Raw genomic sequence first — 22,331 nt, 5'->3', positions numbered from 1 at the left:
GGGCGGAATCCAAGTTCCAATTTGTATCAAACAATGTATGAGCTTGAGCGAAGCGCTTCAAGGTGTCTATCGCAGGCACCTGGAAAGATTAGTCGGTAAGCGTGGAATGTGATGACGAGGCTGATTTTTCAACGCCCATAAACAAAAGCCCCGACAGCGAACTGTCAGGGCTTTCGTTTCGAAGGTGGTTGCGGGAGCCGGATTTGAACCGACGACCTTCGGGTTATGAGCCCGACGAGCTACCAGACTGCTCCATCCCGCGGCGCCAATTGTATACGGGATGAGACTTGTGTCAATCGATTTCTGCTTTTCAATCAATTAGTTAAATCGAAAGGGCAGAAAAACAAAAAGGCCACTCGATTGAGTGGCCTTTCTGGGTATCTGGTTGCGGGAGCCGGATTTGAACCGACGACCTTCGGGTTATGAGCCCGACGAGCTACCAGACTGCTCCATCCCGCGGCGCCAATTGTATAGGGGATGAGACTTGTGTCAACCGATTTCTGCTTTTCAATCAATTAGTTAAGTCGAAAGGCAGAAAAACAAAAAGGCCACTCGATTGAGTGGCCTTTCTGAGTATCTGGTTGCGGGAGCCGGATTTGAACCGACGACCTTCGGGTTATGAGCCCGACGAGCTACCAGACTGCTCCATCCCGCGGTCGCCATTCTATTCATCTGAGCCACGCTGTCAACGCTTATCGGGGAAAAATCTGTTTTCCGTTCAAATGGTTAGCGTAGGGGGTTGGATGCGCCCGCGGCTTTAACACGCGTGTTGCGGGCGCTCCAGCGCTATTGTTCGGTCGGGGCTCGCAGGCCGATCGAGCGCTGCCGCCGGTACCGATCACTCGGTACCGGCCCCGATCAGATCACGAACTCTCCGACTACCCGGTTCAGGCCAACGGCAAGTTTCGACACCTCGCCACTGGCCATGGCGGTCTGGCTGGCGCCATCGGCGCTTTGCGTCGACAAATCGCGGATGCTGGTGATATTGCGGTCGATTTCGCGCGCCACCTGGGCCTGTTCCTCCGCTGCGGTGGCGATAAGGATGTTGCGCTCGTTGATAAGGGTGATGGCCTCGGCAATCTGTTGCAGCGAGCTGTTGGCATTCTGTGCGACCGATGTGGAGTCGCTGGCCATCTGCTGGCTATGCTCCATGGCGCGGACCGCCTGCACGGAGTCGCTCTGTATGCCGCCGATCATCTGCTCGATTTCCTGGGTGGACTGCTGGGTGCGGTGCGCCAGTGCGCGTACCTCATCGGCCACCACGGCGAAACCACGGCCTTGTTCGCCAGCGCGCGCCGCTTCGATGGCCGCGTTGAGGGCCAGCAGGTTGGTTTGTTCGGCGATGGCGCGAATCACCTCGACCACCTTGCTGATTTCCTGGGCGCGCGACGACAGCTGCTGCACCTGGCCGCTGGTATTGCCGACGTTCTGGGTCAGGTCCTGGATGGCCTTGAGCGTGCGTGCCACGTTGTCAATGCCGGCGCTGGTGAGCGCATGGGTGCGCTGCGAAGCATCGGCGGCTTCCGCTGCGTTACGGGCAACCTCGTCGACGGCCGCGCTCATTTCGGTAACCGCCGTGGCTGCCTGGTTGACCTCGTCGTTCTGGCGAACCAGGCCGCGGCTGGATTCCTCGGTGACCGAGGTCATCTCTTCGGAGGCCGAGGCCAGTTGGTTGGAACTGTCGGCGATGTGGCCAATGGTCTGGCGCAGGTTTCCCTGCATCTGATGAAGGGCGCTGAGCATGGCGGCCGCTTCGTCCTTACCGATCACCAGGATCTTTTCCGTCAAATCCTTCTTGGCGATGCGCTGGGCGATCTGCACCGCTTCGCTGATCGGCACGGTAATGCTGCGGGTCAGCAGGTAGGCCAGCAGAATCGTGGCGACGATCGCGATGGCGATCAGGGTGCCGACCAGCATCAGCCCGGTGGAATAGGCCTGGCTGGCGCGAACGCCCGCCGCTTCGGCGCCGCGGTCGTTGTATTCGCGCAGGGTGGTAATCTGCTCCTGCATGGCATTGGTCACCGGCCTGATCGTGGTGTTGATCAATGCCAAGGCCGCAGCACTGTCGCCGTTGCGCATCAAGGGCTCGAACTGGTCGAGCAGCCGTGCGTAGGCTTGGGAGCTGGCACGGATCTCCGCGTAGAGCTTGCGATCCCCTTCGCCTGACACCAACTTCTCATAGCTGTTGATCGCATCGAAGAACGCCGTCCGGTATCCCGCGAAACCATCGAGGGTCTGCTGGCGAATTTGCGGGTCGTCCGAGGTGGTGCCCCGCAGGCTTTCCAGTCGCAGCCGCAGTACGCCGGCATTCATCAGCCCCGCCACGCGCACGCTGGCCATCCAGTTGGTTTCTACATCCTGTTCGACCTCGCGCAGGGTTTTCATCTGGATGATCGCCACTGCGCCCAGCAGTACGACGATCAACACGATTAATGAGAAAAACAAGGCCGCCCGGGGAGCCACATTTATACGTCGTAGAAGCATGATGATCGCCTTTCGCTGGATGGAACGCAGTTACCCAGGCTATCGGCCACCCCAGCAGCGGCTTCACCCCATATCCGACGTGAGGTCGTGTATTTTCGGAATGGGGTGGAACTTTCGGATAGCCGGCATAAAGGTGCTGAAACGCACTGCCGTGCGCTGCATTGAGCCTAGGCCAGGTCGGCGCATTGCGCTGGCCCTGTAAGCATAGGCGGAGGACAATAGTGGGGCCGCGGCAAGTCGTCGGCTGCCGTGAACGCTGCGGCGTCGGAGTTGACTATCTACAACGCCCTGGCCGTTTTGCCAGCGTGTGAAAAAGCGCATTGCCTGCGCGATAGCGACGCCCCTTGCAGGTTGCCGATAATCTCTTTCAATCCTGGAACACTCGATAGATTTGCATGGACAGGCGGCAGCGAAAGATCATCCACATTGACTGCGATGCCTTCTATGCGTCGGTCGAGATGCGCGACAACCCGGCCCTGGCCGACAAGCCGATGGCGGTGGGCGGTTCGGCCGATCGGCGCGGGGTGATCGCCACCTGCAACTACGAAGCGCGCGCCTATGGCGTGCGCTCGGCGATGGCCTCCGGGCACGCGCTGAAATTGTGCCCGGACCTGCTGATCGTCAAGCCGCGCTTCGACGTGTACCGCGCGGTGTCCCGGGAGATTCACGGGATCTTTCGCGATTACACCGACCAGATCGAGCCGTTGTCCCTGGACGAGGCCTTTCTGGATGTCTCCAACTGTGAGCATTTCGGCGGCAGCGCCACGCGTATCGCCCAGGACATTCGCCGGCGCGTGTCCAGCGACCTGCATATCACCGTGTCGGCCGGGGTGGCGCCCAACAAGTTCCTGGCCAAGATCGCCAGCGACTGGCGCAAGCCCAACGGCATCTTCGTGATCACCCCGGATCAGGTCGAGGATTTCGTGGCCGAGCTGCCGGTCAACAAGCTGCACGGGGTCGGCAAGGTCACCGCGGACAAGCTCACCCGCCTGGGCATACGGACCTGCCGCGATCTGCGCGAGTGGAACAAGCTGCGCCTGGTGCGTGAGTTCGGCAGCTTTGGCGAGCGCTTGTGGAACCTGGCCCATGGCATCGACGAGCGGGTGGTGCAGACCGACAGCCGCCGCCAGTCGATGAGCGTGGAGAACACCTACGATCAGGATCTGCCCGACCTGCAGGCCTGTCTGGCGCAACTACCGGCCTTGCTGGAGGAACTGGAGCGGCGCATGACGCGCCTGGACAGCAGTTACCGGGCGGGCAAGCCGTTCGTCAAGGTCAAGTTCCACGACTTTACCCAGACGACCCTGGAGCAGGCCGGCGCGGCGCGGGATCTGGAAAGCTATCGCGTGCTGCTGAGCAATGCCCATGCCCGGGGCAATCGGCCCGTGCGCTTGCTGGGGGTCGGCGTGCGCCTGCAGGACTTGCGCGGCAAGCACGAACAGCTGGACTTGTTCACCGCGCTTGAACGGTAACGCGGCGCCGGGAAGGAGGTGGGCCATTGAGCCCACCCCGACCGGCTTGTTCGCCTATTCGTCAGGCCACAGGCGGATCGGTTTGCCGCTGGCCGGCCACAGGCGCAGTTGCTCGATGGGCGAGATATCCCAGCGCTCGATGGTGGTCAGGCTCTGCAGAAAGCGGTTTTCCTGCTCCATCAGCGCCGGCGCGCACATTTTGCGGGTGCTGCCGGGGTTACTGATGGTCAGCTTGTCGCCAGCCAGGGTATAGCTGGCGAACCAGTGGTTGCAGCCGGCATTGCCGTAGGCGCGGCCATCTTCGCCAAGGATGATGGTCAGGTGGCTGTTGTCGATCAGCGGGCGTTCGCCGATCCATTCCACGCGGTAGGTGCGCTCGGTTTCCAGCTGCACGGGTTTTGCCGCGCAGCCAGCCAGGGCTGCAGTGAGCAAGCCAAGGGCGAGAAGCGGTTTCATCAGGCCTCCTTTTTGATACACGCAGGGCACAGGTGCTTGTCCTGCTGTTTGCGCCAGCCGAGCTCGGCAAGGCGCGCATCGGCGGCCGGCGTCTGGGCTTTTTTACCCAGGGCAGTGTCGACCGCGAATTCGAAGTCCAGTTGCTTGCCGCAGCTGTCGCAGGTCACTTCCCAGTTGAAGATCGACAGCTCGGTGAAGGCCGGCCCATGAGCGACCGCGACCCATTGGCCGGGCGGATTGATCAGGTGGCGAACCTTGTCGACCTGCAGGCGCATGCTCAGGTCGCGGCTGCCCTTGAGGCTGACCACCAGGGTATCGTTGCCTTTGATCGAGCCACCGTTGCCGGTGACCTGATAGCGGCCGGGAGCCAGGGCGCGGCACTCGATCAGGGTGTGTTCGGGGTTGAGCAGGTTGTAGCGAAAATCGTGTTCGGCCATGGATCCTCCGGGTGAGAGCGGCATTCTAGCAGGGCGCGACCACGGCGGGCGGGGTAGCGACGCCTGGAGTGACGCCGAAGCGGTCATCAGGCAGCGGGAAAGATTTCCCGCAAGGCGGCGCGATACAGGGCGAAGGCTGCCACGGCGCCGCCGACGGCTTCTTCACGCTGGCTTTCGCTCAGCTCCAGGCCGTCGAGCAGGGCCACGAACTGGCGCCAGTGCAGGCTACGACCATCCGGGTGGGCGGCCAGGTGGCGGGCACCTCTTTCGGCGCTCAGGCCGATCAGCTGGGTTTGCTTGAACAGAAAAGCGGCGCCCAGGTTGGAACCCTCGCTGCAGTACAGCCAGCCCAGGCCGGCATGCACGCTGGGTGGCGTGACCGGGGTTGGGGTGGGCGGATGGGCAAGGCCCAGATCCGTGAGGTCGGCACACACCGCGCTGAAGCGCGGCATTTCGTGCAGCCCGGGCAGCAGGCGATTGAGCTCGCTAGCGTGGTACAGGGCATCCAGGGCGCCATGGAAGCGATGCTGCAGGCGCAGGAAACACCCGTACCGCGCGAGGCTCTCGAAGGGCCGCGACTGCATCACCAGCGTGTCGACACTGTCGTGCTCACGGCGGGTGCCGGCTTTCAGCTGCTTGCTCAGGGGCAGTTGCGCCGGCGGCAGCACTTGCATCGCCGCCACCTGGGCTGAGGTGTCCAGATCAAACGGCGGCATCGTGGGCTTCCTGTTGCAGGCGCTCGATGGCCTGCTCGAGTTCGTCCAGGCCGCTGCTGCGGATCGGCTGATCCTGCTTGAGCCGGGTTTCGCTGTGCTGGCAGGCGGCGCGCAGTTGCGGCACGCCGCAGTAGCGGGTGGCGCCGTGCAGGCGGTGGATGCGTTCGATCAGGGCGTTGCGGTCGCCATCGGCGCGTGCCTGGCGGATCGCCTGCAGGTCACCCGGCAGCCCGGCCAGCAGCATGTTGAGCATGTCGGCGGCCAGGTCGGCCTTGCCGGCGGCCAGGCGCAGGCCTTCTTCCTTGTCGAGCACGGCCGTGGCAGGCGCCGCCGCGGTATCGGGTTGCGGCTCCTGGTGGTTGCTGGCCAGGCTCAGGCCGGTCCATTTGAGCACCACCTGGGCCAGCTGGCGCTCGCTGATCGGCTTGGTCAGGTAATCGTCCATGCCGCTTTGCAGCAGGGTGCGCTTTTCGTTGGCCAGGGCGTGGGCGGTCAGGGCGACGATGGGCATCGGTGTGCGCGCGTTGTCGTGCTCCCACTGACGGATCGCCTCGGTGGTCTGGCGACCATCCATGCCGGGCATCTGCACGTCCATGAACACCAGGTCGAAGTCCTGCTCCTGGGTGATCACCAGGGCGTCGAAGCCGCTGCTGGCGACCGTGACCTTGGCGCCCATGTCGTCGAGCAGGGTCTGCACCAGGAGCAGATTGGCGGCGTTGTCATCGACGCAGAGAATGGCCGGCGAACGCGTCAGGTTGTGGTGCGGCGCCTGGCGCGCCTGGCGCGGCGCCACCAGTTCCGTCAGCGCGCGCTGCAGGCGCCGGGTACAGGCCGGCTTGGCCTGCAGCTGGCTGTGCCAGTCCGGCACGTTGTCCTGGTAGAGCGTCTGTTCGGTGGTGGGGCAGAGCACCACGCTCTTGCAGCCCAAGGCCTCGAGATCCCAGACCCGTTTGCCCAGCTCCGTGGGCGCCAGGTCGTCGCTGGTGATGCCGAGAACGGCGCAGCTGAAGGGTTGTGCGGAGCCGGCAGCCTGGGCCACGGCTTCGCAGAGGCTATTGATGTCGAGGAATTCGCTGACCTGCAGGCCGCAATCTTCCAACTGGTGCTGCAGTGCCTGGCGGGCCAGTTCGTGGGCTTCGAGGATCGCCACGCGGCGGCCAGCCAGGGCACGGGGGTGCTCGTCCGCCTCGCTGCGCGCCTTGGGCAGGTTGAGGCTGACCCAGAATTCGGAGCCTTCGCCCGGCGTGCTGTCGACGCCGATTTCACCGCCCATCTGCTCGATCAGGCGCTTGGAAATCACCAGGCCCAGGCCGGTGCCGCCGGCCTGGCGCGACATCGAGTTGTCGGCCTGGCTGAAGGCCTGGAACAGCGCACGCAGGTCTTCTTCACCCAGGCCGATGCCGGTGTCGCGCACGCTGATGCGCAGCTGGGCGCGGTCGGCGGTTTCTTCCTCGACCATGGCGCGGATGACGATGCTGCCCTCGCGGGTGAACTTGATGGCATTGCTGACCAGATTGGTGAGCACCTGCTTGAGGCGCAGCGGGTCGCCCGACAGCCATACCGGGGTGTCGCGATAGACCAGCGAGAGCAGCTCGAGCTTCTTCTCGTGGGCGGTTGGCGCGAGGATGGTCAGGGTGTCCTGCAGCAGGTCGCGCAGGTTGAAGGGGATGTTTTCCAGCACCAGCTTGCCGGCCTCGATCTTCGAGAAGTCGAGCACCTCGTTGATGATGCTCAGCAGGCTGTCGGCGGACTTTTCGATGGTGCTCAGGTAGTCCTGCTGGCGCGGGCTGAGCTCGCTCTTCTGCAGCAGGTTGGTGAAGCCGAGGATGCCATTGAGCGGCGTGCGGATCTCGTGGCTCATGTTGGCCAGGAACTCGGACTTGATACGGCTCGCCTCCAGGGCCTCCTTGCGGGCGAAATCCAGCTCGATGTTCTGGATCTCGATGTTTTCCATGTTCTGGCGCAGGTCCTCGGTGACTTGGTCGATGCTGTGCTGCATTTCCTCCTGGGCGGCCTGCAGCGATTCGGCCATGCGGTTGATGCCCGAGGCCAGCTCGTCCAGCTCGTGGCTGCCCAGTGGCGGCAGGCGGGTTTCCAGGTGGCCGTCCTTGAGCAGGGCGACGCCGTGCTTGATGCGCAGCAGGGGGTCGTTGATGCTGCGGCTCATGCGCAGGGCCAGCAGGCCGGTGATGATCAGCCCGGTGACCACCAGCAGCAGGCTGGTGAGCAGGCTGCGGTAGCCGCTGAGCAAGGTGTTGTGGTGCGACAGCTCCAGCTCCACCCAGCCGATTGCCCCGGCCTCGCCGTCGCTGCGTTCGTCGCCGCTGAGGGTCAGGTGCTGGGCCAGCACCGGCAGCAGGAAGCGGGTAGCGTCCTGGCTGCTGTGTTCGGCGATGTCCACGGTGTCGCTGTCGATCAGCGGGCGCTGGTTGAGCATGCTCGGGCCCGCATGGGCCAGGCGCTCGCTTTGCGTGTCCAGAAAGGTCACCGCACGCACGTCCGGCTGTTCCAGGGCTTCGGTGGCGATGCGCTGCAGCAACGCCTGGTCGCCATGCAGCAGGGCGGGGGCGGCCAGGGGCGCCAATTGTCCGGCGATCATGTGGCCGCGTTGCAGCAGTTGCGCCTGCAGCCCGGAAAGTTGCATCCAGATGAAATAGCCGCCCAACACCAGCGCCAGCAGGCTGGTGGGCAGCAGGGTAAGCATCAGTACCCGCCCCTTGATGCCGATATCCTTGAACACGCAATGCCCCCTTTCGACGATGCCAGGCAGTGTAGCGATTCCCGCCTTGCGACGCTTGCCCCGTCGCAAGGCGGGTTACGGGTACCCGGGCGTTAGGTAGAATCGCTCGCATTTGCTTGCCAGAGCCATTTCGCCATGACCCTTTCACCCAGCAGCGCCACCCGGATTCTTGCCGTCGAAGATGACCCGGCCCTGGCCTCGCACCTGCAGGCGCACCTGCAGGGCTGCGGCTTTGACGTGACCCTCAGCCACGACGGCAGTGAAGGCCTGCGCCTGGCCCGGGAGCAGCACTTCGACCTGATCCTGATGGACATTCTGCTGCCCGGCAGCAATGGCCTGGACGTGCTGCAACGCCTGCGCGAGCAGCGCCACGTGCCGGTCATCCTGATGTCTGCCCTGGGCGCCGAGCAGGACCGTATCGCCGGCTTCAGCAAGGGGGCCGACGACTACCTGCCCAAGCCGTTCAGCCTTGGCGAGCTGAGCGTGCGTATCGAGGCCATTCTGCGCCGGGTAGCCTATGAGCGGCGTGGCCAGCCGCCGTTGCAGGTCGATGCGCTGCGCTTTCACGAAGAGCGCTGCGACGTCTGTCATGAAGGCCAGTGGGCGATGCTCACCTCGACCGAGTACCGCCTGCTGGAAACCTTTTCCCGGCACGCCGAGGAGGTGCTCAGCAAGGCCTTCCTGTACCAGCACGTGCTGCATCGCGGCTATTCCCAGCATGACCGCAGCCTGGACATGCACGTCAGCAACGTGCGTCGCAAACTCAAGACCATCGGCTACGCCAGCACGCGCCTGGAGTCGGTATGGGGCAAGGGTTACGTACTGACGGCGCGGGAATCCTGAGGTGCCGGAGCGGCATTCGCTGTTCTGGAAACTGATCGTCGGCCTGGCCCTGTTCTGTCTACTGACCATCAGCATGCACATGGATCTGGAACGGCGGGTGTACGACTCGATGTCCACGCTGCCCGCGCACAGCCAACAGCAGCTGAAAGCCTTGGCCGGCGAGGCGGAAGCGGCCTGGCGGGGGCACGGTCGCGAAGGTCTGGACGGGTTTCTGCACGACCTCTATCTGCGTGAGCAGGTGTGGGTCGTGGTGGTGGACCAGCACCACCAGTCGTTGTCCTCCTGCCCGCTCAGCGAAGAGGAGGCGCTGCGCCTGAGCTTCGTGCGCCGGCTCGACCAGAAGGTCGGCCGGCCCGGCGGCCAGCCGGTGTTCTATGTGCCGTTCAGCGATGGCAATGGGCGCCTGGTGATGGAGCTGCCGCCGCGCCTGGATCCACGCAGCGACCGCCCCTTGTGGGACTTCTTTCTGCGCAGCGTGCTGCCCGCCTGCCTGGCCATCCTCCTGGCTACCCTGTTGTATCGCTGGCTGATCGGGCCGCTGGTGATCCTGCGCCGCCAGGCCAATGGCCTCAGTGCCGGCGACCTGAGCGCCCGGGTGGGCCCGCCGGTGGCGAGCCGCAAGGACGAACTGGGCGAGCTGGGGCGCGCCTTCGATCATATGGCCGAGCGCCTGCAAGGCACCGTGGTTTACCAGCGGCGCTTGTTGCGTGACCTGTCCCATGAGCTGCGTACGCCGCTGAGCCGGCTGCGCGTGGCCAACGACGGCGAGAGCGACCCGCAGGTGCTGCGCCAGCGCCTCGACCGCGAGATCACCATCATGCAGAACCTGGTGGAGAACTCCCTGGAGCTGGCCTGGCTGGACTCCGAGCGCCCGCAATTCGAGCGCGAGCCGATTCGCCTGCTGCAGCTCTGGGACATGCTGGTCGAGGACGCCTGCTTCGAAGCCGGCTGGTGCCGCGAGCGCATGCTGTTCGAGGCCGATGAAGAGTGCACGGTGTACGCCAACCTGACCAGCCTGGCCCAGGCCCTGGAAAACCTGCTGCGCAACGCCATTCGCCATTCACCGCCGCAAGGGCGGGTGCGCCTGAGCGGCGTGCTTGAAGGTGACTGCTGGCATTTGTGCCTGGTCGACGACGGCCCCGGTATCGAGGAGCGCTACCTGGAAACTATTTTCGAGCCCTTCGCTCGGCTCGACAGTGCGCGCCCCGGTGACGGCGGCTTCGGCCTCGGCCTGAGCATCGCACGCAGTGCCATTGCCTTGCAGGATGGTCGCCTGTGGGCGCAGAGCCCGCCAGGCAGCGGGCTGCAGATGCACCTGCTGCTGCCGGCTGCCGAGGTCCAGGGGCAAACTGTATAGACTGTAAATGATGTTTACTCTCATATGGTATTGACTATCATTTGCGCCGCTATCGCGGTGGGAAGGCTCTAGGGAGAGCCTTCGGGAGATCCACCACCGCCGTTTTCGCCCGCCCGGGCCTGACAATCATGCGGTAAGGGAACGTCGATGAATCCGAAGTACACACCGAGTCTGCTGGCCACGGCCGTCATGCTGGCATTCAGCGCGCCGGCTGCGTATGGGCAGCTGGACGAACAGGCTTCCACGGACGAAGCATCTGTTCTGCACCTTGGCGAGCGCCATGGCTCGTCGCTGGAGCTCGGCTCCACGGTGGTGACTGCCGCCGGCACCGAGGTCGATCTGCGTGATGCCCCGGCCAGTATCAGCGTGGTCACCCGTGAGGACATCGAGCGCAAGCCGATGGCCAGCATCGCCGAAGTGTTGGGCACGTTGCCCGGGGTTACCGGCGGCTATTCGGCGACCGGGGCGGGGTCGAAGATTTCCTTTCGCGGTATGCCGGACAGGTACACCCTGATTCTGGTCGACGGCAAACGTATCGGCAGCTCGCAGCTGCTGGGCCATAGGCCTGACACCATCCCCCAGGATCTCGACTGGCTGTCGCCGGAGTCCATCGAGCGCATCGAGGTGGTCCGCGGCGCCATGTCGTCGCTGTATGGCTCGGAGGCGATGGGCGGGGTAATCAACATCATCACGCGCAAGGTCGCGCCCGAGTGGGGAGGCTCGATAACCTCCAATTACAGTCGCCCGCAACCCCGCGACTCGGGTGACACCTCACAGATCGGCGTCAATCTCAGCGGCCCGCTGACCGACAGCCTCGGTTTGCGCCTTGGCGGCAGCTTCAGTGACCGCGAGTCCGACTCGAACGCCACGGGGTCGACCGGCGCCTTGTCGAAAAACGTCAATGCCAAGCTCAATTGGCAGGCCTCGGAAAACCACAGCTTCAGCGTCGATGCCTCTGCTGGTGAGGAACGTGCGCGTTCCTTCGATAACCTCGAAGCCCGGGAGGCCGCCGGTGAGACCAACGAGACATTCGGCTCCTCGAAAATGATCAGCCGAGGGTTCGGTATTGGCCATGAAGGGCGTTTCGGTGAGGTGGGTACCAAGCTCGACCTGTACGTCAATACCTTCGAGAACAAGGCCGACCCGGCTGAAAGCGACAATGCAGGAGCAAAATCCAAGGAGGCGGTAGCGGATTTCAAATTCGACGTGCCGTTCGAGCTGGGCGTCAGCCAATGGTTGACCGCAGGCTTGCAGTACAAAGAGGAAGAGGTCGAGAACCCGGGCAATATCGGCAATATCGCCGCCTTCGTTCCGCCAGGCCAGGCAAAAGCGCTGGCTGCAGAGAAGAACCCTGAAGGGTGGGCGTGGGCGGTCTTCGCCGAGAATCAGGTATTCCTGCGGGACGACCTGACCCTGACCCTGGGCCTGCGTACCGACCGTACCGACGGCTTCAGCGCCCATACCAGCCCACGCGCTTATCTGGTCTATCACCCAGCCGACGCCTGGACGATCAAGGGCGGGGTTTCCAAGGGGTTCCGTGCCCCCAACCTGAAGGAGCGCTCCCTGAGCTCGGGTACCTCATCGATGGGCATGGGCTGTACCTCGCTGGCGCCGCTTGGCTACATGGGCGGCCAGTGCTTCATGGTCGGTAATCCGGATCTGGAACCGGAGATCAGCACCAACTACGAGCTGGGTGTGGCCTTCGACGAAAACGAATACCGCTTAGAAGCCACTTACTTCACCAGCAAGATCAAGGACATGATGCAGAATGGCTTCCTCGGCCAAGTCAACGGCATCTGGTACACCCAGCAGTACAACATCGAGGAAGCCAAGACCAGTGGCGTCGAGTTGTCGTTCGGGGTGCCGATCAGTACCGCGGTATCGTTCAGCGGTAATGCCACGTACATGATCGAGTCGGAAAACACCACGACCGGTGAAGCGCTGCTGATGACGCCCGAGTGGACAGCCAATGCGCTGCTCGAGTGGCAGGTCAACAATCAGCTCTCCACCTACCTGTCGGCCCAGTATCTCGGCAAACAGCTGTATCGCCCCTCGGCAACGGGCGCGGACCGGTTCGCCGAAGCCAACACCACGGTGGATCTGGGTGGCAATTATGCCGTCAACAAGAACCTCACGCTGCGCGCTGGCGTACAGAACGTCTTCAATGACGCCGTTGAGACCGATGACGATTATGGCGACGGCGATCCGCGCACCTTCTACGTAGGATTTACCAGTCGCTTCTAGCGAGTGCGCTGCCCGTCGATCCGGCCTTTCAGGTGCCGAGCGCCCTGGTGGGCTGGATCTTGCCGTTTATCCCTGAGTTGTTGCCTGTGCTGGAGCCTGCCAATGAGCCGCCGTGAGGGCTATGTGATCGACGTTCCCTATCCCCTGCATTTCCACAAGGAAATGCAGCCGGTGTGGATGAGTTACATCGCCACCAGCCTGGCGTGCAGCGCCCCGGATATCACGCAGCCGTACCGATACTGCGAACTAGGCTGTGGCGCGGGTATCAACTTGCTGGTTGCAGCGGCGAGCAATCCACTCGGCGAGTTCGTGGGCGTCGACTTCAACAGTGGCCACATCGCACTGGCTCGGCAGGCGGCACAGCGCATCGGGCTGACGAACCTGCAGTTCATCGAAGCCAGCTTTGGCGACTTCGCCGCTGGCGAGCAGCAACCGTTCGACTTCATCGCTTGCCATGGCACCTGGTCCTGGCTGCCACCCCAGGCCCAGGCCAGCATCCTGAAAGCGCTTTACCGCTTCCTGAAGCCAGGCGGGCTGTTCTACCTGCACTACATGTGTCACCCCGGTGCGACGCGGCTGACCGCCATTCAGAAAGTCCTGCATGAAGTGTCGTTGGCCACGCCCGGTGACTCGGCCAATGCTGTTCGGCAGGGCGTCGAGCTGCTGCGTTGCCTGGCCGATAACGGCGCGGGTGCCTTCGAAGACAATCCAGGGCTCAAAGATGAACTGGCGGCGTTGGAAAAGGCGCACGAGACCTACCTGGCCCACGACTTTCTGACCGATTACTGGCGGCCGCAACATTGCGCCGATGTGCATCGAGTCGTTGCCCAGGCCGAGCTGACTTACATCGGTAGTGCCGACTGCTTCGAGAACATGGATAGCCTGGCCATACCCGGCAACATCCAGCCGATTCTCAATGGCTTGCCGTCGACCGCTCTGCGCGAAACGGTCAAGGACCTGGCGCGTAACCAGCACCAGCGCCTGGATATGTTCCAGCGCCAGCCCAACCCCATGACTGCCGAGCAGCATCTGCTCGAGCTGGATCGCGTTTGCTTCACGGCACTGGATTCGATGCCGGTGCCGGGAGGGCTGTCGTTTGCCACGCCGATCGGCATCGTTCCTGGGCCGCAGCCGATCTTCGAACCATTGCTTCGCCAGTTGCTGGCGGGCCCCAAGGCATTTTCCGCGTTGCGCTGCCTGCCGGAGTTCTGCCATGAACCGGGGGTATTGCTGCAGGCGTTGCAGATGCTGATGTGGGCCGGATACGCACATCCCATGCGAGCCGAGAAAACCGCTGCACCGGCAGCTGGCAGGCTCGATGCGTGGCTGGCGGCCAAGGCAATAGCGCTGAGCCTGGTGCCCGAGTGCGGAACGGCAGCCATGCACGATGTCAGCGGTACGCCGCTCATCGCCGGCCCCACGCAGCGTTAGATGAATCGGTTATCAGCTTAGATCGGCTGGTTCGCATGCGTGCAGCTGTCACCTGGGAGCGCCGCTAACCGCGGGCTTCGGCTGGCCAGGCTGGGATCCCGGGGGCCATTAGGCGCCGTAGCGGGGAGTAGGGGTTGTGCTGATTTGCCGGTATCATGGCCGCCCCCTGCAGCCGTCTGGACCCGATCGACGCCATGACCCAGCAATACCCCACGATCGCCGAATGCGTCGGCAACACGCCCCTGGTTCGCCTGCAACGCCTGCCCGGCACCACCAGCAACACCCTGCTGGTCAAGCTCGAAGGCAACAACCCGGCCGGTTCGGTAAAGGACCGCCCGGCGCTGTCGATGATCACCCGTGCCGAGCTGCGCGGTGATATCGCGCCCGGCGACACGCTGATCGAGGCCACCTCGGGCAATACCGGCATCGCCCTGGCCATGGCCGCGGCGATCAAGGGTTACCAGATGATCCTGATCATGCCGGACAACTCCAGCGCCGAGCGCAAGGCGGCGATGACCGCCTACGGCGCCGAGTTGATCCTGGTCAGCAAGGAAGAGGGCATGGAAGGCGCCCGTGACCTGGCGCTGGCCATGCAGGCCGAGGGCCGCGGCAAGGTGCTCGATCAGTTCGCCAACGGCGACAACCCGGTCGCCCACTACACCGGCACCGGCCCGGAAATCTGGCGCCAGACCGGTGGGCAGATCACCCATTTCATCAGCTCCATGGGCACCACCGGCACCATCATGGGCGTGTCGCGCTACCTCAAGGAGCAGAACCCGGCCGTGCAGATCGTCGGCCTGCAGCCGATGGAAGGCGCGGCGATTCCGGGCATCCGTCGCTGGCCCCAGGAATACCTGCCGAAGATCTTCGAATCCGAGCGGGTCGATCGCATCGTCGACATGGCCCAGGCCGAGGCCGAGGACGTGATGCGCCGCATGGCCCGCGAAGAGGGCATCTTCTGTGGCGTGTCGTCCGGCGGCTCGGTGGCGGCCATGCTGCGCCTGTCCCGTGAGCTGGAAAACGCCGTGCTGGTCGCCATCGTCTGCGATCGTGGCGACCGATACCTGTCCACCGGCGTGTACGACGCCGTGGCGCGCTGATGGCCCGCAAGAACGGCGGCCTGCGCTTTCAACCCAGTGGTGGTACCCGGGCCGCCCAGGTGCCGGTGGGCAAGAAGCAGCGCCTGACGATCGAGCGCCTGGCCAACGATGGCCGGGGCATCGCCTTCAGCGACGGGCGCACCTGGTTCGTCAGCGGCGCGCTGCCGGGGGAGGAGGTCGAAGCCCGGGTACTGGATGCCCGTAGCAAGGTGATCGACGCACGCACCGAGCGGGTGCTCCAGGCCAGCCCCGAGCGGCGCGCCGAGCCCTGTGTGCATGCGCGCATCTGCGGCGGTTGCAGCGTTCAGCATATCCCCCATGCCGAGCAGCTGGCGCTCAAGCAGCGCATGCTCGCCGAACAGCTGCAGCGCCTTGGCGGCGTGCAGCCCGAAAGCTGGGTCGAGCCACTGACCAGCCCGGAATTCGCCTACCGTCGCCGTGCCCGTATCGCGGTGCGCTGGGATGCGCGCAACAAGCGCCTGGAAGTCGGCTTTCGCGCCGCGGCCAGCCAGGACATCGTCGCCATCAGTGAGTGCCCAGTGCTGGTCGAGCCGCTGCAGCCGATTCTGCGTGCACTGCCCGCCCTGCTGGGCGGTTTGCAGGCGCCGCGTGCCATTGGTCATGTGGAACTGTTCCAGGGCACCGCCAGTGCCATTCTGGTGCGCCACACCGAGCCCTTGGGCGAAGTGGATCTGGCCCGCCTGCAGGCATTCTGCTCGGTGCATGATGCCCAGTTGTGGCTGCAGGGCGAGGGCGCGCCGCAACCGCTGGATGCCACGCAACCGCTGGGCTACCGGCTGCAGGAATGGGATCTGCAGTTGGCCTATCGGCCTGGCGATTTCGTGCAGGTCAACGCGGCCGTCAACGAAGCGATGGTGGCCCAGGCCTTGCAATGGCTGGCGCCGCGTGAACACGAGCGGGTGCTGGATCTGTTCTGCGGCCTGGGCAATTTCGCCCTGCCGCTGGCCCGGCGGGCACGTGAGGTGATTGCGGTGGAAGGTGTGCAGGCGATGGTCGAGCGGGCCACGGGCAATGCCCGCAGCAATGGCCTGGCCAATGCGCACTTTTATCAGGCCGACCTGTCCAACTCGCTGGCCGAGGCCGGCTGGGCAACTGGCGGCTTCGACGCCATCGTGCTCGACCCGCCGCGCGATGGCGCGCTACAGGTGGTTCGGCAGGTCGGCAGCCTGGGTGCCAAGCGCTTGGTTTACGTTTCCTGTAACCCGACGACGCTGGCGCGCGACAGTGGCGAATTGTTGCAACAGGGCTATCGCTTGAAGAAAGCCGGTATTCTGGACATGTTTCCGCAAACGGCGCATGTCGAGGCGATGGCGCTGTTCGAGCTCTAAGCTGTCAGTAATGCAGTGGCGCACAGGAATTGCGCCGTTTGGTCAAACCGACCGGCTCGCAGAAGCCCGGCGACATTCAACGGGGCGTGCCCCGTGATAGGGAAGGTAATAGATGGTTCAGGTTAGAGTGCACCAGCCGATCAACGACGATGGCAGTATCAATCTCGAGGCCTGGCTGGAGCACGTCACGAGTGTCGATCCGGCCCTCGACCGCGATGCGTTGCGCGCCGCCTGTGAATTCGCCCGGGCGGCCGAGCAACAGGCCAATGCTGCGCAGAACCTGTGGACCGAAGGCACGTCCAGTTTCAGCGCCGGTCTGGAAATCGCCGAAATTCTCGCCGACCTCAAGCTCGACCAGGATTCCCTGGTGGCCGCCGTCATCTACCGCGGTGTGCGTGAAGGCAAGATTCCCCTGGCTGACGTGCGCCAGCGCTTCGGCCCGGTGGTGGCCAAGCTGATCGAAGGCGTGCTGCGCATGGCGGCCATCAGCGCCAGCCTCAACCCGCGTGGCGAGTCCATGGTGCTGGGCTCCCAGGCCCAGGTCGACAACCTGCGCAAGATGCTGGTGGCCATGGTCGACGACGTGCGCGTGGCGCTGATCAAGCTGGCCGAACGTACCTGCGCGATTCGCGCCGTCAAGGACACCGACGAGGAGCGCCGCCAGCGCGTGGCCCGCGAGGTGTTCGACATCTACGCGCCGCTGGCCCACCGCCTGGGCATCGGCCATATCAAGTGGGAGCTGGAGGACCTGTCCTTCCGCTACCTGGAACCCGAGCAGTACAAGCAGATCGCCAACCTGCTGCACGAGCGGCGCCTGGATCGCGAGCACTACATCAACGAAGTGATGGAGCAGCTGCGCGAGGAGCTCGAAGCCACCGGCATCAAGGCCGACATCAGTGGCCGGGCAAAACATATCTATTCGATCTGGCGCAAGATGCAGCGCAAGGGCCTGCAGTTCAGCCAGATCTACGACGTGCGCGCGGTGCGCGTGCTGGTGCCGGCGGTGCGCGACTGCTACACCGCCCTGGGTATCGTGCACACCCTGTGGCGGCACATTCCCAAGGAATTCGACGACTACATCGCCAACCCCAAGGAGAACGGCTACCGCTCGCTGCACACTGCGGTGCTCGGCCCGGAAGGCAAGGTGCTGGAGGTGCAGATTCGCACCTCCAACATGCACGAAGAGGCCGAGCTCGGCGTTTGCGCCCACTGGCGCTACAAGGGCACCGACGTCAAATCGGGCGCCAGCAGTCATTACGAAGAAAAGATCTCCTGGCTGCGCCAGGTGCTCGAGTGGCACGAGGAACTCGGCGATATCGGCGGCCTGGCCGAACAGCTGCGCGTCGATATCGAACCGGATCGGGTTTACGTGTTCACCCCGGACGGCCACGCCATCGACCTGCCCAAGGGCGCCACGCCGCTGGACTTCGCCTACCGGGTGCACACCGAAATCGGCCATAACTGCCGCGGCGCCAAGATCAACGGCCGCATCGTGCCGCTCAACTACAGCCTGCAGACCGGCGAGCAGGTAGAGATCATCACCAGCAAGCAGGGCACGCCGAGCCGTGACTGGCTGAACTCCAACCTCGGCTACGTCACCACCTCGCGGGCCCGGGCGAAGATCGTCCACTGGTTCAAGCTGCAGGATCGCGACCAGAACGTCGCCGCCGGCAAGGTCATGCTCGAACGCGAGCTGGCGCGGGTTGCGCTGCCGCCGGTGGACTTCGAGAAGCTCGCCGAGAAGGCCAACCTCAGAACCGCCGAAGACATGTTCGCGTCCCTGGGCGCCGGTGATCTGCGCCTGGCGCAGCTGGTCAACCTGGCCCAGCAGTTGGTCGAGCCGGAGCGTGGCAACGAGCAGCTCGAGCTGATCCCGCGCAAGGCCCAGGGTTTCAAGCCGGGCAAGCGTGGCGACATCCAGATCCAGGGCGTGGGCAACCTGCTGACCCAGATGGCCGGTTGCTGCCAGCCGCTGCCGGGCGACCCCATCGTTGGCTACATCACCCTGGGGCGCGGGGTCAGCATCCACCGCCAGGATTGCGCGGCGGTGCTGCAGCTGGGCGGGCGTGAGCCGGAGCGGATCATCCAGGTCAGCTGGGGGCCGGTGCCGGTACAGACCTACCCGGTGGACATCATCATCCGCGCCTACGACCGTTCCGGCCTGCTGCGCGACGTGACGCAGATGCTGCTCAACGAGAAACTCAACGTGCTGGCAGTCAACACCCGCTCGAACAAGGAAGACAACACGGCGTCGATGTCGCTGACCGTGGAGATTCCCGGGCTCGATGCGCTGGGTCGCCTGCTGGGGCGCATCTCGCAGCTGCCCAACATCATCGAGGCGCGTCGCCACCGCGCGCCCTGAGCCGTTACCCGGGCATGGGGCGTCAAGGCGCCGCGTGCCCGCATCGACTGGATCTTGTCATGTATCAACTCACCGATCTGCTCAACCTGATGGCTCGCCTGCGCGACCCGCAGCACGGCTGCCCATGGGATTTGCAGCAGTCCTACGCGAGCATCGTGCCGCACACCCTCGAAGAGGCCTACGAGGTGGCCGACGCCATCGAGCGTGAGGCATTCGACGAACTGCCCGGCGAGCTCGGCGACCTGCTGTTCCAGGTGGTCTATTACAGCCAGTTGGCCAGGGAGGAGGGGCGCTTCGATTTCGCCGCGGTGGTCGATGGCATCACCCGCAAACTGGTGCGTCGCCACCCCCACGTATTTCCCGATGGCGACCTGTATGGGCCGCTCGATCAGCCGCGCCTGAGCGAGGCTGAAGTCAAGCAGCGCTGGGAGGCGATCAAGGCCGAGGAACGAGCCGAGCGCGCCGCGGCGCCAGAGCAGCTTTCGCTGCTCGACGATGTGCCGAACGTGCTGCCAGCCCTGAGCCGCGCCAAGAAGCTGCAAGGCCGCGCCGCCCGGGTCGGTTTCGACTGGCCGGATGCCTTGCCGGTGCTCGACAAGGTGCGCGAAGAGCTCGATGAAGTGCTCGAAGCGATCAGTGAAAACGACCCGGAGGCCATTGCCGAAGAAATCGGCGATCTGCTGTTCAGCGCCACCAACCTGGCCCGGCACCTGAAGGTCGACCCGGAAGCGGCATTGCGCGCTGCCAACGCTAAATTCGAGCGGCGTTTCCGATTTATCGAGCAGGCATTGCGCGAAGCCGGGCGGCCCATCGAGAATTGCACCCTGGATGAGCTCGACGCCCTGTGGGGCGAGGCCAAGAAAATCGACAAGCAGCGCGGCTGCTGAGCCGGATGGCGCAGCAGCCTCGACGAGAATCCGATGGGCATGCCCATCTCATTAAATTGTCTGCGGATAGGTAGGTTATGGCGATTTCACTACGTGACCAGTTGCTCAAAGCCGGGTTGGTCAACGAGAAGCAGGTCAAGCAGGCCAGCAAGCAACAGCACAAACAGCAGCGCATGGTGAAGAAAGGCCAGGCTGAAGAGGACAACAGCAGCCAGCTCGCGGCCCAGCAGGCCAAGGCCGAGAAGGCGGCGCGCGACCAGGAACTCAATCGCCAGCAGCAGGAAAAGGCCGAGCAGAAGGCCCGTGCCGCGCAGATCAAGCAACTGATCGAGGCGTCGCGCCTGCCCAAGCTGACCACCGAGGACTACTACAACTTCGTCGACGACAAGAAGGTCAAGCGCCTGCCGGTCAATGCGCTGATGCGCGACAAGCTCAGCCGCGGTTCGCTGGCCATCGTGCGTCATGGGGGTGGCTACGAAGTGATCCCGCGTGAGGCCGCCTTGAAGATTCAGGAGCGTGATCCGCAGCGCGTGCTGCTGCTCAATACGCCGACCGAGGCGCCGGACGCGGATGATCCGTACGCGGCCTACCAGGTGCCCGACGACCTGATGTGGTAAGCCGTCAGCCATGAAAAAGCCCGCGTGATGCGGGCTTTTTCATGGGATTCCGATTTATTGCGAATGAGCCGCCTCTGGGTCGTGGGCTTCCAGCTCCGCCTGATACGCGACCGCTTCCTCTTCGGACGGGAAGATGCCGACCAACTGGTCGTTCTGGTACACGTCCCAGACCCGCAGGCCCTCGGCCTGGGCTTCGTGGGACATATGGTGTTCGTCACGCTCGGTCACTACTAGTACGCTCATCTTATTTCTCCAGTATTGCCGGACAAATGCTGCGCAAGGCGGTTGCGCTCGTGCTTAGCCTGCTAAGCAACGACATATTTTGTGACTGTATTAATTAGTTACAAGTTCCCAGGCGCTTCGCTTGTGCATGTTTTTTTTCAGCCTCGGGGCTGAATCGCGGGCATAAAAAAACCGGGGCAGGCCCCGGTTTCTCTGGTATGCGGCAGGCTGATCAGTCGCGACGGCCTTCGACATTCTTGCCGTCGACCGTGCCCGACTTGAGCATGATCTGGTATTCCTTGCCGTCCTTCTCGACCTGGTGCAGGCGCACCAGCAGGTAATCCCAGTCCTTGGCGAACCACAGGATGGTCTTGCGGCTGCTTTGCGTCGGGTCGCGCACGCGCTCTACCTTGATCGCATCGATCAGGCCAGCGGCGGTGCGCACCACCTCTTCGCCGAGCACGCGGAAGTCGTAGGTCTCGATCTCGTCGCCATCGACCACCTGATAGCTCATGCTTTTCTGGCCGGCGGCCACGTCATGCTGCAGGGCCAGCTGGTAGGTCGACTTGTCCTGCATGCCGCGGTTGAGCGGGAAGCGCACGGGATCGCCCCGGTCGCTGCCGATCACCTGCTTCTGCGACCAGTCGAAGTCGAACTCGACGTCTTTGCTCTTGCCCAGGCCGCTGCGCTCGAACTTGTAGCTCTGCGGCAGGAAGGCATCGTTCTCGACGGTGAAGGTGCTCTGCTCGGTCAGGCCGGCGACCAGCATGGAGGCCTTGAACACCAGCTGCCAGCGGCCGTCATCGAGCTTTTGCAGGCTGCGTTCGGCGGAGCCGCTGACCGGCACCTGCTTCCAGTCGGCGGTGTAGCTGGCGGAGAAGGGCTTCGGCTCTGCGGCGAGGGCAGGCAGGCTGAACAACGCCAGGGCAAGCATTAGGGCGCGGCGCATGGAATCTCCTTGCAGTTGATGGGGTAACCGGTGGGCGGCAATGCAACACCGTCGAACCGGGGGCCTGCTTGTGTGAGCTGCAAACGGCCCTCGGCGAACCAGCGCACGGCCAGCGGATAGATCCGGTGCTCCTGGGCGTGAACCCGTTGCGCCAGGCTGGCGGCCGTGTCCTGCGAATGTACCGGGATTACTGCCTGTACGACCAGAGGGCCACCATCGAGTTCCTCGGTCACGAAGTGCACGCTGCAGCCATGCTCGGTGTCGCCAGCTTCCAGGGCGCGCTGATGGGTATGCAGGCCCTTGTGGCGCGGCAGCAGCGAGGGATGGATGTTCAGCAGGCGGCCGTGGTAGTGGCGCACGAAGGCGGGGGTGAGAATGCGCATGAAGCCGGCGAGTACCACCAGCTGTGGGGCGAAGTCGTCGATGGCCTGCATCAGCGCGGCATCGAAGGCGTCGCGGCCCTGGTAATCACCGTGCTCGAGCACGCGGGTGGCGATGCCCGCGTCCCGCGCACGTTGCAGGCCATAGGCATCGCTGCGGTTGGCGATCACCGCGGCGATGCGCACCGGGTTTTCGCCATCAGCGGTGCTGTCGATCAGCGCCTGAAGGTTGCTGCCGGTGCCCGACAATAGCACCACTACATTGCAGGATCGCGGCATTAGGTG

General features: G+C 64.0%; 18 protein-coding genes and 3 tRNA genes. 10 read left to right on the top strand and 11 right to left on the bottom strand.

Annotated features, from left to right (window positions below; all coding sequences use genetic code 11):
- Nucleotides 1-185 precede the first annotated feature (185 nt).
- The 4 genes from QYS36_RS11185 to QYS36_RS11170 form a co-directional block, all read right to left on the bottom strand.
- Nucleotides 186-262, bottom strand: a tRNA-Met gene (locus tag QYS36_RS11185).
- Between the two features lie 120 nt (nucleotides 263-382).
- Nucleotides 383-459: transfer RNA gene (locus QYS36_RS11180), tRNA-Met, on the bottom strand.
- Nucleotides 460-578: 119 nt separating this feature from the next.
- A tRNA-Met gene (locus tag QYS36_RS11175) sits at nucleotides 579-655 on the bottom strand.
- A gap of 203 nt (nucleotides 656-858) precedes the next feature.
- Nucleotides 859-2,484 (bottom strand): methyl-accepting chemotaxis protein, encoded by a 1,626-nt coding sequence (locus QYS36_RS11170; protein ID WP_308839539.1) that lies wholly within the window; start codon nucleotides 2,482-2,484, stop codon nucleotides 859-861.
- A 395-nt stretch (nucleotides 2,485-2,879) separates the two neighbouring features.
- On the opposite strand from QYS36_RS11170, the gene dinB reads away from it, so the two are divergent.
- Nucleotides 2,880-3,956, top strand: coding sequence for a DNA polymerase IV (gene dinB, locus QYS36_RS11165; protein WP_308839538.1), 1,077 nt, complete (start codon nucleotides 2,880-2,882; stop codon nucleotides 3,954-3,956).
- A 54-nt stretch (nucleotides 3,957-4,010) separates the two neighbouring features.
- Here dinB and QYS36_RS11160 read toward each other — a convergent pair whose 3' ends face one another.
- The 4 genes from QYS36_RS11160 to QYS36_RS11145 form a co-directional block, all read right to left on the bottom strand.
- The gene (locus QYS36_RS11160; RefSeq protein ID WP_308839537.1) at nucleotides 4,011-4,412 is read right to left on the bottom strand and encodes an META domain-containing protein; all 402 of its coding nucleotides are present in this window, start codon (nucleotides 4,410-4,412) and stop codon (nucleotides 4,011-4,013) included.
- Entirely contained in the window at nucleotides 4,412-4,849 is a 438-nt protein-coding gene (locus tag QYS36_RS11155) for a hypothetical protein (protein ID WP_073265632.1), read from the bottom strand. Before QYS36_RS11155 ends, QYS36_RS11160 begins: the two co-directional genes overlap by 1 nt.
- 86 nt (nucleotides 4,850-4,935) lie before the next feature.
- On the bottom strand, nucleotides 4,936-5,523 hold the full coding sequence (locus tag QYS36_RS11150) for a biliverdin-producing heme oxygenase (protein ID WP_308839605.1): 588 nt from the start codon (nucleotides 5,521-5,523) through the stop codon (nucleotides 4,936-4,938).
- Between the two features lie 28 nt (nucleotides 5,524-5,551).
- Nucleotides 5,552-8,305, bottom strand: coding sequence for an ATP-binding protein (locus QYS36_RS11145; RefSeq protein ID WP_308839536.1), 2,754 nt, complete (start codon nucleotides 8,303-8,305; stop codon nucleotides 5,552-5,554).
- Between the two features lie 135 nt (nucleotides 8,306-8,440).
- Between QYS36_RS11145 and QYS36_RS11140 the strand changes: the two genes are divergently transcribed.
- From QYS36_RS11140 to QYS36_RS11100, 9 genes are all read left to right on the top strand, one after another.
- A complete protein-coding gene (locus QYS36_RS11140) occupies nucleotides 8,441-9,148 on the top strand; it encodes a response regulator transcription factor (RefSeq protein WP_308839535.1) in 708 nt (235 codons plus the stop codon).
- 1 nt (nucleotide 9,149) lies between these two features.
- Nucleotides 9,150-10,505, top strand: coding sequence for a histidine kinase sensor domain-containing protein (locus tag QYS36_RS11135; protein ID WP_308839534.1), 1,356 nt, complete (start codon nucleotides 9,150-9,152; stop codon nucleotides 10,503-10,505).
- A gap of 147 nt (nucleotides 10,506-10,652) precedes the next feature.
- Nucleotides 10,653-12,749 carry a TonB-dependent receptor domain-containing protein gene (locus QYS36_RS11130; protein ID WP_308839533.1) on the top strand — a complete coding sequence of 699 codons (2,097 nt, stop codon included), beginning with the start codon at nucleotides 10,653-10,655 and terminating at the stop codon, nucleotides 12,747-12,749.
- A gap of 102 nt (nucleotides 12,750-12,851) precedes the next feature.
- Nucleotides 12,852-14,180 carry a class I SAM-dependent methyltransferase gene (locus tag QYS36_RS11125; protein WP_308839532.1) on the top strand — a complete coding sequence of 443 codons (1,329 nt, stop codon included), beginning with the start codon at nucleotides 12,852-12,854 and terminating at the stop codon, nucleotides 14,178-14,180.
- 194 nt (nucleotides 14,181-14,374) lie between these two features.
- Nucleotides 14,375-15,280, top strand: a complete 906-nt coding sequence (gene cysM, locus QYS36_RS11120) for a cysteine synthase CysM (RefSeq protein ID WP_308839604.1) — start codon at nucleotides 14,375-14,377, stop codon at nucleotides 15,278-15,280.
- Nucleotides 15,280-16,629, top strand: coding sequence for a 23S rRNA (uracil(1939)-C(5))-methyltransferase RlmD (rlmD, locus tag QYS36_RS11115; protein ID WP_308839531.1), 1,350 nt, complete (start codon nucleotides 15,280-15,282; stop codon nucleotides 16,627-16,629). The genes cysM and rlmD overlap by 1 nt, the downstream gene beginning before the upstream one ends.
- Before the next feature lie 112 nt (nucleotides 16,630-16,741).
- Nucleotides 16,742-18,991, top strand: a complete 2,250-nt coding sequence (relA, locus tag QYS36_RS11110) for a GTP diphosphokinase (RefSeq protein ID WP_308839530.1) — start codon at nucleotides 16,742-16,744, stop codon at nucleotides 18,989-18,991.
- Between the two features lie 59 nt (nucleotides 18,992-19,050).
- On the top strand, nucleotides 19,051-19,878 hold the full coding sequence (gene mazG, locus QYS36_RS11105) for a nucleoside triphosphate pyrophosphohydrolase (RefSeq protein WP_308839529.1): 828 nt from the start codon (nucleotides 19,051-19,053) through the stop codon (nucleotides 19,876-19,878).
- A 77-nt stretch (nucleotides 19,879-19,955) separates the two neighbouring features.
- Nucleotides 19,956-20,495 carry a DUF2058 domain-containing protein gene (locus QYS36_RS11100; protein WP_308839528.1) on the top strand — a complete coding sequence of 180 codons (540 nt, stop codon included), beginning with the start codon at nucleotides 19,956-19,958 and terminating at the stop codon, nucleotides 20,493-20,495.
- Nucleotides 20,496-20,549: 54 nt separating this feature from the next.
- On the opposite strand, the gene QYS36_RS11095 is transcribed toward QYS36_RS11100, so the two are convergent.
- The 3 genes from QYS36_RS11095 to purN form a co-directional block, all read right to left on the bottom strand.
- Complete coding sequence (locus QYS36_RS11095; protein WP_308839527.1) at nucleotides 20,550-20,738, bottom strand: hypothetical protein; 189 nt, start codon at nucleotides 20,736-20,738, stop codon at nucleotides 20,550-20,552.
- A gap of 211 nt (nucleotides 20,739-20,949) precedes the next feature.
- Entirely contained in the window at nucleotides 20,950-21,666 is a 717-nt protein-coding gene (locus QYS36_RS11090) for a DUF3108 domain-containing protein (protein ID WP_308839526.1), read from the bottom strand.
- Nucleotides 21,651-22,325 (bottom strand): phosphoribosylglycinamide formyltransferase, encoded by a 675-nt coding sequence (purN, locus tag QYS36_RS11085; RefSeq protein ID WP_308839525.1) that lies wholly within the window; start codon nucleotides 22,323-22,325, stop codon nucleotides 21,651-21,653. Before purN ends, QYS36_RS11090 begins: the two co-directional genes overlap by 16 nt.
- Nucleotides 22,326-22,331: the final 6 nt, after the last annotated feature.

Origin of the sequence: Pseudomonas sp. G34 (assembly GCF_031119625.1) — a bacterium.
GTDB lineage: Bacteria > Pseudomonadota > Gammaproteobacteria > Pseudomonadales > Pseudomonadaceae > Aquipseudomonas.
The sequence above is the reverse complement of the archived record's forward strand: the minus strand, read 5'-3'. Positions and strand labels throughout refer to the sequence as shown.